12 protein-coding genes are annotated in these 11,895 nt (G+C 69.7%); 5 read left to right on the top strand and 7 right to left on the bottom strand.

Features of this window, described 5'->3' with window-relative positions; translation table 11 throughout:
• The 3 genes from FNH05_RS03605 to pntB all read left to right on the top strand — a co-directional run.
• The coding region (locus FNH05_RS03605; protein WP_222426504.1) for an alpha/beta hydrolase fold domain-containing protein at positions 1-949 on the top strand (949 nt) is incomplete at its 5' end.
• A 110-nt stretch (positions 950-1,059) separates the two neighbouring features.
• Positions 1,060-2,604 (top strand): Re/Si-specific NAD(P)(+) transhydrogenase subunit alpha, encoded by a 1,545-nt coding sequence (locus FNH05_RS03600; RefSeq protein WP_144585815.1) that lies wholly within the window; start codon positions 1,060-1,062, stop codon positions 2,602-2,604.
• Positions 2,605-2,608: 4 nt separating this feature from the next.
• Positions 2,609-4,072 carry a Re/Si-specific NAD(P)(+) transhydrogenase subunit beta gene (gene pntB / locus FNH05_RS03595; protein WP_144585814.1) on the top strand — a complete coding sequence of 488 codons (1,464 nt, stop codon included), beginning with the start codon at positions 2,609-2,611 and terminating at the stop codon, positions 4,070-4,072.
• 1 nt (position 4,073) lies between these two features.
• Here the strand turns inward: pntB and FNH05_RS03590 are convergent, their stop codons facing one another.
• Positions 4,074-4,382 (bottom strand): hypothetical protein, encoded by a 309-nt coding sequence (locus tag FNH05_RS03590; RefSeq protein ID WP_144585813.1) that lies wholly within the window; start codon positions 4,380-4,382, stop codon positions 4,074-4,076.
• Positions 4,383-4,521: 139 nt separating this feature from the next.
• Between FNH05_RS03590 and FNH05_RS03585 the strand changes: the two genes are divergently transcribed.
• On the top strand, positions 4,522-4,932 hold the full coding sequence (locus FNH05_RS03585) for a nuclear transport factor 2 family protein (protein WP_144585812.1): 411 nt from the start codon (positions 4,522-4,524) through the stop codon (positions 4,930-4,932).
• A gap of 135 nt (positions 4,933-5,067) precedes the next feature.
• Here FNH05_RS03585 and FNH05_RS03580 read toward each other — a convergent pair whose 3' ends face one another.
• Together FNH05_RS03580 and FNH05_RS03575 are read right to left on the bottom strand one after the other, a co-directional pair.
• On the bottom strand, positions 5,068-5,628 hold the full coding sequence (locus FNH05_RS03580; RefSeq protein ID WP_144585811.1) for an isochorismatase family protein: 561 nt from the start codon (positions 5,626-5,628) through the stop codon (positions 5,068-5,070).
• Between the two features lie 25 nt (positions 5,629-5,653).
• Positions 5,654-7,093 carry an MFS transporter gene (locus FNH05_RS03575; protein ID WP_186382359.1) on the bottom strand — a complete coding sequence of 480 codons (1,440 nt, stop codon included), beginning with the start codon at positions 7,091-7,093 and terminating at the stop codon, positions 5,654-5,656.
• A 196-nt stretch (positions 7,094-7,289) separates the two neighbouring features.
• Between FNH05_RS03575 and FNH05_RS03570 the strand changes: the two genes are divergently transcribed.
• On the top strand, positions 7,290-8,165 hold the full coding sequence (locus FNH05_RS03570) for a helix-turn-helix domain-containing protein (RefSeq protein WP_144585809.1): 876 nt from the start codon (positions 7,290-7,292) through the stop codon (positions 8,163-8,165).
• A gap of 50 nt (positions 8,166-8,215) precedes the next feature.
• On the opposite strand, the gene FNH05_RS03565 is transcribed toward FNH05_RS03570, so the two are convergent.
• From FNH05_RS03565 to FNH05_RS03550, 4 genes are all read right to left on the bottom strand, one after another.
• Positions 8,216-9,136, bottom strand: coding sequence for an SMP-30/gluconolactonase/LRE family protein (locus FNH05_RS03565; protein WP_144585808.1), 921 nt, complete (start codon positions 9,134-9,136; stop codon positions 8,216-8,218).
• Positions 9,137-9,323: 187 nt separating this feature from the next.
• Complete coding sequence (locus FNH05_RS03560) at positions 9,324-10,082, bottom strand: SDR family NAD(P)-dependent oxidoreductase (RefSeq protein ID WP_144585807.1); 759 nt, start codon at positions 10,080-10,082, stop codon at positions 9,324-9,326.
• Between the two features lie 33 nt (positions 10,083-10,115).
• Positions 10,116-10,886 (bottom strand): glucose 1-dehydrogenase, encoded by a 771-nt coding sequence (locus FNH05_RS03555; RefSeq protein ID WP_144585806.1) that lies wholly within the window; start codon positions 10,884-10,886, stop codon positions 10,116-10,118.
• Positions 10,883-11,875: a beta-ketoacyl-ACP synthase III gene (locus FNH05_RS03550; RefSeq protein ID WP_144585805.1), complete on the bottom strand. Its 993-nt coding sequence runs from the start codon at positions 11,873-11,875 to the stop codon at positions 10,883-10,885. The genes FNH05_RS03555 and FNH05_RS03550 overlap by 4 nt, the downstream gene beginning before the upstream one ends.
• Between the last annotated feature and the right edge of the window lie 20 nt (positions 11,876-11,895).

Raw genomic sequence — 11,895 nt, 5'->3', positions numbered from 1 at the left:
CGCCACAGCACTCCAGGCCATGCCGATCGGCCCGAACGGCATCTTCGACCTGACCGACGTCCCCGCCACACGCCAAGCCGTCCGCGCGCTCGCCGAATCCATCGCCGGCACCATCCCCGACGAGCCCACCGTCACCGCCCACGAGATCCGCGTGCCGCGCGCCGAAGCCCCCGACGTCCCGATCCTCCTGCTGCGTCCGCAGAACGCGCCCGGGGCGCTGCCGGTCATCATGTGGTTCCACGGCGGTGGGCAGGTGCTCGGCTTCGCCGCCCAGGACGTCCCCTGGCTCAAGCAGCTGTCCGCGGCACTCGGCTGCGCCGTCGCCGCCGTCGACTACCGCCTGGCACCGGAAACCCCCGCGCCCGGCGCCGCCGAGGACGGATACACCGCCTACCGGTGGATCAGCGACCACGCCACCGATCTCGGCCTGGACCCCACCCGGATCGGGCTGGCCGGCCAGAGCGGAGGCGGAGGCATCGCCGCCACCACCGCCCTGCTGATCCGCGACCGCGGCGCGGTGACCCCCCTGTTCCAGCTGCTGATGTACCCGATGCTCGACGACCGCAACACGACCGACTCGAGCCGGGAGATCACCGACATCGGCATCTGGGACCGCGCGACCAACCTCCTTGCCTGGCAAGCGATCCTCGGCGACCGCGCCGGCACCGAGGACATCACGCCCTACTGCGCCGCCTCCCGGGCGGCCGACCTCGCCGGCTTGCCTCCGACCTTCATCGGCGTCGGTGAACTCGACGTCTTCCGCGACGAGAGCCTCGACTACGCCACGCGCCTGCGTACCCACGGCGTCCCCGTCGAGCTGCACCTCTATCCCGGCGCTTACCACGCCTTCGACCTGTTCGCCCCGCAGTCCCAGCTCGCGGAGAGCTTCCGGCACACCTGGAACAACTACCTCGCCCGGCACCTCACAAAGGCCCCGGCTGCCCCGTAACACGCAGGTCTGACGGCGGGCCTCCTGTCCGGCATCCCACCGGCGCCTCCGAGCCGATGGCCGCACCGCTCGGCTCGGAGGCGCCTCCGAAACGAAACTGGAGTATTCCCATGCGCATTGGAGTCCCTTGCGAGCCCGCAGGGGAGACGCGTGTCGCCGCGACACCGGCGACCGTCAAGCAGCTGACCGGGCTCGGATACGACGTGGTGATCGAGGCAGGGGCCGGGGCACTCTCCGCCTTCGCCGACGAGTCGTACGGGGAGGCCGGGGCACGGATCGGCACGGGCGAGGAGGCGTGGGGCGCCGACATCGTCTTCCGGGTCAACGGCCCGTCACCGGGCGAGGTGGGCAAGCCGAAGGACGGCGCCACACTGGTCTCCACACTCGCACCGGCCCTCAACCCCCAGCTGGTCGACGCACTCGCGGCGCGGCCGATCACGGTGCTGGCGATGGACGCGGTGCCGCGCATCAGCCGCGCCCAGTCGCTCGATGTGCTCTCGTCCATGGCCAACATCGCCGGCTACCGCGCGGTGATCGAGGCGGCCCACGAGTTCGGCCGCTTCTTCACCGGCCAGGTGACCGCCGCGGGCAAGGTACCGCCGGCGAAGGTGCTCGTCGCGGGGGCGGGGGTGGCGGGCCTGGCCGCGATCGGCGCGGCCTCGTCGCTGGGTGCGATCGTGCGTGCGACCGACCCGCGCCCGGAGGTGGCCGATCAGGTGAAGTCACTGGGCGGCGACTACCTCCCGGTAGCGGTCCAGGAGGAGACACAGCAGTCGTCCGACGGCTACGCGAAGGCCACCTCGGACCTCTACAACGAGGCCGCCGCGAAGCTCTACTCCGACCAGGCCGCGGACGTCGACATCGTCATCACCACCGCGCTGATCCCGGGGCGCCCGGCGCCGCGGCTGATCACGGCCGCCGACGTGGCGAGCATGAAGCCGGGCTCGGTGATCGTCGACATGGCCGCAGGCACGGGCGGCAACGTCGAGGGCAGCGTCCCCGGGCAGCGGATCGTCACCGGCAACGGCGTGATCATCCTCGGTTACACCGACCTCGCCGGCCGCCTGCCCACCCAGGCGTCGCAGCTGTACGGGACCAACCTGGTCAACCTGATGAAGCTGCTCACTCCGGGCAAGGACGGGAAGGTCGTCCTCGACCTCGACGACGTCGTCCAGCGCGGCATCACCGTGGTCAGGGACGGAGAGAAGCTGTGGCCACCGCCGCCCGTGCAGGTCTCGGCGGCGCCCGCCGCCGGCAGCACGGGGCCGGCTGCCGACGTACCCGCCAAGGAGGAGAAGGCGCCCCTGAGCGCCGTCACCAAGCTCGGCCTGAGCCTGGCCGGCATCCTCGCCTTCGGCCTGATCGTCGCCTTCGCCCCGGCCCCGCTGCCGCAGCACTTCACCGTGCTGATGCTCGCGATCGTCATCGGCTACTACGTGATCGGCAAGGTCCATCACGCACTGCACACCCCGCTGATGAGCGTCACCAACGCCATTTCCGGCGTCGTCGTCGTGGGTGCGCTGCTGAAGGTGTGGCACCCCGACCACCTCATGCAGTCGCTCGGCGCCGTCGCCGTCCTGCTCGCCTCCATCAACATCTTCGGTGGCTTCGCGGTGACACGCCGCATGCTCGCCCTGTTCAGCCGAGGGAACTGACGACATGACCGTCTCCGCCATGGCCACCGCGGCGTACGTCGTCGCCGCGCTGCTCTTCATCCTCAGCCTCGCCGGACTGTCCAGGCACGAAAGCGCCCGACAGGGCTGGACCTACGGCGTCACCGGCATGGGCGTCGCCCTTCTCGCCACGATCGTCTACGTCATCGACAGCGGCGGCAGCAACGGCACGCCGGGCATCGTCCTGATGTTCGTCGCCGTCGCGGCCGGTGGTGCGATCGGCCTGTGGCGTGCCCGGATCGTCCAGATGACCGGCATGCCCGAACTGATCGCCCTGCTGCACTCCTTCGTCGGTCTGGCCGCCGTGCTGATCGGCTGGGTCGGCCACCGCGAAGGCCTGCTGTCCGGCGAACCGGCCGAGTCGCCGATCTCGCTGTGGAACATCCACAACGCCGAGATCGCCATCGGCATCTTCATCGGCGCGGTCACCTTCACCGGCTCGATCGTGGCCAACCTCAAGCTGTCGGCGAAGATCAAGAGCGCCCCGCTCATGCTGCCGGGCAAGAACTTCATCAACGTCGGTGCGCTCGTCGTCTTCGCCGTGCTGAGCGTGGTCTACCTCGTCGTCTCCCACGACAGGACCGACCGCACGGGCACGATCGTCCTCGCCCTGATCACGCTGGTCGCCCTGGCGCTGGGCTGGCACCTGGTCGCCTCCATCGGCGGCGGCGACATGCCGGTCGTGGTCTCGATGCTCAACAGCTACTCCGGCTGGGCCGCGGCGGCCTCGGGCTTCCTGCTCGACAACGACCTGTTGATCGTCACGGGCGCGCTGGTCGGCTCCTCGGGCGCCTACCTGTCCTACCTCATGTGCAAAGCGATGAACCGGTCCTTCGCCTCGGTCATCGCCGGTGGCTTCGGCATCGAGGCCAAGGCCACCGACGGCACCGAGCACGGTGAGCACCGCGAGATCTCGGCCGAGGAGACCGCCGAACTGCTGGCCTCCGCGTCGCGCGTGGTCATCACACCGGGCTACGGCATGGCCGTCGCCCAGGCGCAGTACCCGGTCGCCGAACTCGCCCGCCTCCTGCGCGAGCGCGGTGCCGACGTCCGCTTCGGAATCCACCCCGTCGCCGGGCGCCTCCCCGGGCACATGAACGTGCTGCTGGCCGAAGCGAAGGTGCCGTACGACATCGTGCTGGAGATGGACGAGATCAACGACGACCTGGCCGGAACCGACGTCGTCCTGGTCATCGGCGCCAACGACACCGTCAACCCGGCCGCGGCCGAAGACCCCGGCAGCCCCATCGCCGGCATGCCGGTCCTCCGGGTCTGGGAAGCCAAGGACGTCGTCGTCTTCAAACGCTCCATGGCCGCCGGCTACGCCGGTGTGCAGAACCCGCTCTTCTTCCGGGAAAACACCCAGATGCTCTTCGGCGACGCCAAGACCAAGGTCGACGAAATCGTCGGAGCACTCTCCCCGGCACGGGCGCAGCGCGCTGCAGCGTAGATCAACAGCGGCTGTCACGCCTCGGCACGTCGGCGATGACCGCCCGCGCGAAGGCGGCCTGAGAGTGGCGGATCTGGTCGGATGTGGATCCGCTGGCCAGCAATTCCTCGACAAGGTCGATGTGGATCGCGGCGAGCAGGGCGTGGGCGGTGTATCCGGCATCGCCGTCGGTCGCCCTGGGCATGGCGTCGGCGATCAGAGTCCGCAGCGTGTCCTGCATCCACAGGTAACGCTCGGTTCGCAGTGCTCCGGTGGAGGCGACTTCTCGTGCGCGGATGAGGTGACGGTTGTTCAGCTTGAAGGTGAGCACCGCGTCCAGGAACGCGATGATCCGCTCCCGTGCCGGCGCCTCGGATCCTGACCGCCGCCGAGGCGCTCTTCGCCGATACCGACACCCCGGGCTCGGTCACGATGGGGACTCACGGTCCGAAATTCTACCGGAGGATGCCATGGCTCCTGTGTCCGTTGTTCCCGGCTGGCTGGCCGAGGCGTTCGGCTGCCTCGCCGACGGCGACGTCGACGGCTGGGCGCGCATCTACGCCCCCGATGCCGTGCACGAATTCCCCTTCTCGCCCCGGGAGGCCGAACGCCGGATCGAGGGGCGGGACGCGATCGCCGCCCGCCTGCGTGAGGTCTTCGACGCCGAGAACGGGCGCCTGCGCTTCGGATCCTTCGACAACGTCCGAGTGCGCGATGTCGGCGACGAGGTCATCATCGAAGGCGACGGCCACCACCAGACCGCCGAAGGCACACCGGTCGAGATCAGCTGCGCCTGGTTCATCACCCGGCGCGACGGACAGGTGGCGCACTTCCGCGACTACATGAATCCGATGACTTTGGCGGCGCACCAGCTGATGTGACCGGACGGCCTGAAAGTCCACCGAGGACCAGTCAGGTCACCGCGGCGCGGGGGCCGAGCCGCGAAGACGGGAGAACCGTTTGCCGGCTCCTCCCTGGGGAAGAGGGGCCGGCAAACGGTTCGGGAACCCGATCGGTCAGTGAGATTCCTTCAGGTGATCGATGATCTCCTGCGCGGTACCGCTCTCACCGAGCATCGGGAAGATCCGCTCGATGCTGTTCCGGTGCGTCTCGGGGTTCAGGTCGGTCATGGCGTCCACCGCGAGCGTGACGTGGTAGCCGCGTTCGTGGGCCGCGCGGGCGGTCGACTCGACACCGATGCTGGTCGCGATGCCGGCCAGCACCACCTGGGTGACGCCGAGGCGGCGCAGCCGGAGGTCGAGCGAGGTCCCGTAGAAGGCACCCCAGTTCGGCTTCGTCACCACGATGTCCGTGGGCTGCCGGTCGAGTTCGGGGACGAACTCGGTGAAGTCCGCGGGCAGTTCCCCGCCACCGGCGTTGGCGTCGGTGCGGCCCGGCGCGCCGCCGTCGACGTTGACCAGGACGACCGGCAGGCCGTGCCGGTGGAAAGCGGCCAGCAGCCGGTTGCTGCGCTCGACGATCTCGTCGGCGGAGTGGACGGTGGGCAGCGCCACGATCCCCTTCTGCAGGTCGACGACGATCAGTGCGGTGTTGCGGTCGATCGTGGTGATGGCCACGTTGTTCTCTTTCTCCTTGGTGTAGTCACTTGCCGTGGTCAGGAAGCTTCGCGGGCGTGGGTTTCCGCCGGAGCTCACGGTCGAACGCGACGGTGAGGATCGTCGCCGCGGAACCGACCGTGAGAATGAGGGCCAGGTGGTGCAGGCCGTGGTCCTCGGCCTGGGCACCGAAGGTGAGGCTGATCAGGCTCGCCGACGCGATCGCCCCGAGGTAGGAGAAGGTGCGCAGCAGCCCGGCGGCCGAACCGGTGTGCGAGGCGGGCGCCTGGCGGTACATCGCGCTCTGGTTGCTCACCGCGTTCAGCCCGTTCTGCAGGCCGAACAGCACGCTGGTGGCAACGAGCAGCCACAGCGGCGAGTCCGCGTGCAACAACAGCAGCGACGCGCTGGCCGCGGTGAGCGCGACGGTGCCCGCCAGCAGCGGACCCCACACTCCGCACCGCGCGATGAGCGCCGAACCGGCGGCCGCCACGACGAAACACGGAACCATCAGCAGCCCGGTGGCCGAGCTGGAAAAGTGCGCGCTCTGCTCGAGCCACATCGTCCAGCCGTAGAGGAAGCAGTAGGTCACCAGCATGGTGACCGCGTACCGCAGGTAGGTCGTGGTCAGCGCGCGGTGGGTCGCCAGCATCCGCACGTCGAGGAACGGCGTGGGATTCCGCAGCTCCCACCCGATCAGCACGCCCAGCAGCACGACGGACACGCCCAGCAGCCACCAGCGCGGCGAGGTCAGGTCCATCAGGAACACGAGCAGGCTGATCAGCACCACCGCGAACAGCACCATCCCGGCCGGATCGAACGTCCGCAGCCGCGAGGAGGTCCCGCGTTCCCGGCGTTCGTCGGCGGGCAGCCACAGCAGCGCGCACAGCAGGCTGATCGCCGCCAGTGGCACGTTGACGATCAGCGTGGCCCGCCAGCCGCCGATGGCGATGAGCAGGCCACCGAGCGGCGGCCCGACGGCCATGCTCGTCCAGCCCGCGATCGCCAGCGCGCTGAGCACTCCCCCGGGTGCCGGGGTCCCGAGCCGCTCGGACTGCCGCCGCACCATGGCCATCGCGGCCGGGTAGGCCGCCGACGTGCCGAGACCGATGATCACCCGTGCGATCACCAGCACGGTGAGCGACTGGGCCAGGAATCCGGTCAGGCCACCGATCCCCACGAGCATCGACCCCGCGACGTAGATCCGCCGCGGGCCGAAGAGATCGGCGAGACGTCCGGCGGTCGGCTGCCCGACCGCCGTCGCCACGTACAGCGCGGACACCAGCCAGGTGGTGGCGTCGGCGCCGACACCGAACGACCGGCCGATGGCCACCAGCGCGATCGCGATGATCGACGAGTTGACGGGATTGAGGACCGAACCAAGGGAGGTCGCCGTGGTGAACCGCCCGCCGAAGCCCGCCCGTTCCGGTGCGGGACCAGCCCAGCGGCCGCGCCGCGCGGGACTGGGCGTGACTGTTTCGGTCACCGGTTTCCTTCCTTCGGCGTTCGGCTGTGCCCCGGCCGAACCGCCTTCGCGAGACAGACGGTGTGATCACCCGGACGATTTCCACCCTGTCAGCAAGTAATGTCATCAAAAAGACCGCAGTGTGGGTATCACCACCGTGCCTGCCACTGACAGGGACAGGCACGGGGACCGGCACGGAAACACAGGAGCAGTGGGGATGGTCAGGCCCGGGAGAACGAGTAAGTCCACTTTGCTCGGCGAATTTCTCGTCGCCCGCCGCGCGCGGCTGCGCCCGGCCGACGTCGGGCTGCCCGAGGGCACCGGCCTGCGCAGGACGCAGGGGCTGCGCAGGGAGGAACTCGCCACCCTCGCCGGGCTCAGCGTCCAGTACTACATCCGCCTCGAGCAGGGCCGCGAAACCAATCCGAGTGGTGTGGTCCTCGACGGGCTCGCGAGTGCGCTGCGGCTCAACCGGGAGGAGCACGCGCACCTGTACGCACTGGCCAACCACACCGCACAGCGCGTGCTGTCCCCGGCAACCCCGTCGGAGCGCGAGGTGCGCCCCGGAATCCGGCGGCTGCTCCAGACCGTGCGCCCCTGGCCCGCGTACGTCCTCAGCCGGACCAGCGACATCCTCGGCGCCAACCCCGAGGCGCTCGCGTTGTTCCCCGGAATGGCGGACTGGCCCGCCGAACGCCGTAACACGATCCGCTACCTGTTCCTGCATCCCGCCGCGAGGCGGCTCTACGCCGACTGGGAGGAGGCCGCGGTCAGCACGTCCGCCCAACTGCGCTCGCTGCTCGCCGACGAACCCGAGGCGCCGGAACTCACCGCGCTGGTCGAGGAACTTTCCCGGGACAGTGCCGAATTCGGCGGAATATGGCAACGTTACGACGTCCGGCAGCGCCGGAGCGCGCAAGCCCGGTTCCGGCATCCGGAAATCGGCGAGGTCACGTTCGACTACGAGGTACTCCGCCTCGGCGTCGGCGGGCAGCGGATGACGATCTACCAGGCCGAGCCCGGCAGCGCCGACCACGACGCCATGCGGCGGCTGTCGGAGATGGCCTCCCGGGACGGGGCCGACGACGGCTGAGGTCGTCGGAGCCGTCCCGGGAGGCGCTACGGCACAGCGGAGTTCGTCCGCTAGATCCCGCCGACCACTGCCACGTCGAACGGGGTCACGGGCGTCGGATTGCCGAACTGGCCGCGGGTCACGACCGTCTGCCCGCCGTAGCGGATCACCGAACTGGGAATCCGGAGGTCGTCGCTGGTGAACGTGACCTCCGTGGTGGCGACACCGGCGTCGTCGCTGAGTCCGGCCCGAACCACCGTGTTGCGGTAGTTCTGGCTGATCCACATCTGGTCACCGGCGATGGTCAGACCGTCGCCGGTGACGAACTGGGTGCTGCTCTGGACAACGCTGACCGTGCGGCTGGCCAGGCAGATCCGGAACAGCTGTCCCGTCGTGGAGTTGACCGTCACCAGGTAGCCGCCGTACGCGGCGATCCCGTTGAGGTTCAACTGTTTCGTGGTGCCGTAGTCGGCGGGCGTACCGGTCAGCGAAAGCCATTCGGGCAATGCGGCGCCGTTGGGCGAGCCCGCGAGGTCCGCGGGCGTGACCCGGTAGACGACCGGCAGGTACGAGTCGGTGATGTAGGCGCTTCCGTCCGGGCCGAACGTGAGGTCGTTGAGCAGCCCGTCGGTGCGACCGCTGGTGAAGGCCGCGATCCGCTGGGCGGTCTTGACGTCGTACACGTCGACCAGTCCGGTGGGGCCGCCCAGCACCCACAGCCTGCCCGCCCCGTCGACCTTGACCCCGGTGGCGTTCGCGCGGCCGTCCGCGCCGGCCGCGATGAACACCTGTGCCTGCCCCGCACCGGCGGGACGGCGGTCGACCTCGCCGTTGGTGTAACTGGAGACGAAGATGTCCCCGGTGGCCGGGTCGGCGGTCAGCGACTCGGGCGCGACGTTGCCCGGCGGAAGGGTGAACAGTGGCGTCACCGGTCCCGCGGCGTGTGCCGGCGCGACCGCCAGCGCGAGGGTGGCGAGGGCCGCCGATAGCACCGCGGCTCCCCGGAAGCCGCGTCTTGCCGGCGTGCGTGACTCAGACGAGAACATCTTCATCCGTTTCTCTTGATTACGCGCGGAGCTTCCTTCCGCGCAACCCCAGTGGTGAAAAGAACGGGTTTCCCCGAAAATGTGCTTTCCCCAGAACTGATTTCCCCAGGAATCGCCGCCTGCCACGGCGCGTTCAGACGATCGTCCACCCTCCGTCGACGACGAAGCTCGTGCCGTAGACGAACCTCGCTTCGTCACTGGCCAGGAACAGCACCGTGTCGGCGATCTCATCCGGCTGCGCATGTCGCCCGGCGGGCACGCTCCGCACGGTTTCCAGAATGGGCAGATCTTTCTGTGCGAGAAGTGGTTTGGTCATTTCGGTTTCGACCGCGCCGGGCAGGACCGCATTGGCCCGCACCCCCTGTTTCCCGTACTCGAGCGCCAGCTGCCGCGTGAACCCGACGACCCCGTGCTTGGACGAGGTGTACGCGACACCACCGCCGCCCGCGATCATCCCGGAGATCGAAGAGGTGTTCACGACGACTCCGCCGCCTTCGATCAGCGCGTCCAGCAAGGCCTGGGTGACCAGGAACATCCCCTTGAGATTCACGTCGAGCACGCGGTCCCAGGCTTCCTCGGTGGTGTCCCTCAGGGTGGTGTAGTAATCGAAGATCCCGGCGTTGTTGACCAGGACGTCCACGGTGCCGAACTGCTCCAGCACTCCCGCGGCCGCGGCTCGCACCGACGCCGACGAGGAAACGTCGACCGCGAAACTCGTCGCCATGGCGCCGCGCTCCACGAGCGTTTTCGCCGTTTTGGCCGCGGCGGGTTCGTTCACGTCCCAGGCGGCGACGACCGCGCCCTCCTCGGCGAACCGCTCCGCCACCGCACGTCCGATGCCCGAGCCCGCGCCGGTGATCACGGCGACCTTTCCGGCGAGGCGATCCGCCATCACCGTCTCCTCTCTTCCGATGGATCAGTCCGGCTACTGGATCGTGAAGCCGCCGTCGACCGGCATGGCGACCCCGGTGACGTACGAGGCCCGATCGCTGCACAGCCACGCGGCCGCTTGGGCGATTTCCTCCGGCTGCGCCGTACGCGGCTGGGGCGTCAACTGGTGCAGCATCGCCTCCATACCGGGGTTCTTCGCGAACCAGTCGGCCACGAGTTCGCTGTGGGTGACGCCGGGAGCGATGGCGTTGACCCGGATCCGCTCGCCGCCGTACTCCGACGCCGCTGCCCGCGTCAGGCCGATCACGGCGTGCTTCGCGGCGACGTAGGGCGCGGACACCGGGGTGGCGACGAGCCCTCCGACGCTGCTCGTGTTGACGATCGCACCGCCGTTCTCGTTCGTGAGCATCGTGGTGATCTCGGGGCGCAGGCAGTTGAACACCCCGCGCAGGTTGGTGTCGACGATGTAGTCGTAGACGTCGTCGTCCATCAGGTGCAGCGGGTCGCGCCCGATGCCGTACCCGGCGTTGTTGAACGCCGCGTCCAGCCTGCCGAACCGCTCCACGGCCGTTTCGACGGCCGCGACGCACTCCTCGGCCACCCGCACGTCCGCGACGGCGAACTCGGCCTCGGCGCCCCCGGCCCGCAGTTCCCCGGTCAGTTCCTCCAGCAGTTCCTTGCGCCGGGCCACCAGGACGACCTTGGCTCCTTCCCTGGCGAACACCCTCGCCGCGGCGGCGCCGATACCACTGCTCGCGCCGGTGATGAGGGCGACCTTGTCCGCGAGCAGGCCAGAGTTGTTCATCGCTGTTCCCGTTCCTTTCCTGCCGGTTTTCCGGTGTCGCCGTCCGCGCCGGGGCCCGCCTTCCACGAGATCACCCCGGCTCCCCAGGTCAGGCCCGCGCCGAAGGCCGCCAGGCCCAGAATCCCTCCGGACGGCAGGAGGTTCTCTTCCGCGGCCTGTGCCAGCGCCAGCGGGATCGACGCGGAGGACGTGTTCGCCACGCGGTCGACGTTGAGGAAGACCTTCTCCTCCGGGACTTCGAGCCGCCGGGCGACCGCCCGCACGATCCGCGCGTTGGCCTGGTGCGCCACGAACAGCGCGAGGTCGTCCGCGCCGAGCCCGGACGCCTTGAGCACCAGGCGGGTGTGCCCGGTCATCGCCTCCACGGCGTGCTGGTAGATGTCCCTTCCCCGCATCCGCAGCAGCCGGTCCTGCCTGCCGACGTAGAGCAGGTCGATCTTCGTGCCGTCCGAGGCGAGCGCGAACTGCGGCCGGAGCGCACCGGCCGACCTCGACACCACGACGGCCCCGGCGCCGTCGCCCAGCAGCACCGCGGTGCTCCGGTCGGTCCGGTCCGTGATCCGGGACAGCGCCTCGGCGCCGCAGACCAGGACGTGCTCCGCCCTGCCGGACTCGATCAGCGCGATCGCCTGGTCCACCGCGTAGAGGAACCCGGAACAGCCCGCGGCGACGTCGAACGCGGCCGGGCACCCGAGTCCCAGCCTGGTGGCCACCTCGACCGCCATCCCCGGGCTGACGCGGTCCCCGGTGGAGGTGGCCACGATGACGTGCCGGATCGCCTGCGGTGCCACCGCGGCGTCGGCCAGCGCACGACGGCAGGCACGCTCCGCGAGTCCGGCGAGGCTCCCGTCTTCGTCCAGCCAGTACCGCTGCCGGATGCCGGTGCGCTGCACGATCCACTCGTCGGAGGTGTCGAGGTGGGTGAACTCGTCGTTGCCCAGGGCCCGGTCCGGCAACGCCGAGCCCGCCCCTGCCAGGGTGACGGTCATCGATGTCCCTCCGGGGTGTC

The organism is Amycolatopsis rhizosphaerae, assembly GCF_007713715.1.
GTDB lineage: Bacteria > Actinomycetota > Actinomycetes > Mycobacteriales > Pseudonocardiaceae > Amycolatopsis_E > Amycolatopsis_E rhizosphaerae.
Note: the sequence above shows the minus strand (reverse complement) of the source record. Positions and strands in the feature narration are given on the sequence as shown.

Coding starts and splice junctions, on each gene's coding strand:
- FNH05_RS03600 (WP_144585815.1), top strand. CDS start 1,060: ATGCGCATTGGAGTCCCTTGCGAGCCCGCAGGGGAGACGCGTGTCGCC.
- pntB (WP_144585814.1), top strand. CDS start 2,609: ATGACCGTCTCCGCCATGGCCACCGCGGCGTACGTCGTCGCCGCGCTG.
- FNH05_RS03585 (WP_144585812.1), top strand. CDS start 4,522: ATGGCTCCTGTGTCCGTTGTTCCCGGCTGGCTGGCCGAGGCGTTCGGC.
- FNH05_RS03550 (WP_144585805.1), bottom strand. CDS start 11,875: ATGACCGTCACCCTGGCAGGGGCGGGCTCGGCGTTGCCGGACCGGGCC.
- FNH05_RS03560 (WP_144585807.1), bottom strand. CDS start 10,082: ATGGCGGATCGCCTCGCCGGAAAGGTCGCCGTGATCACCGGCGCGGGC.
- FNH05_RS03570 (WP_144585809.1), top strand. CDS start 7,290: ATGGTCAGGCCCGGGAGAACGAGTAAGTCCACTTTGCTCGGCGAATTT.
- FNH05_RS03555 (WP_144585806.1), bottom strand. CDS start 10,886: ATGAACAACTCTGGCCTGCTCGCGGACAAGGTCGCCCTCATCACCGGC.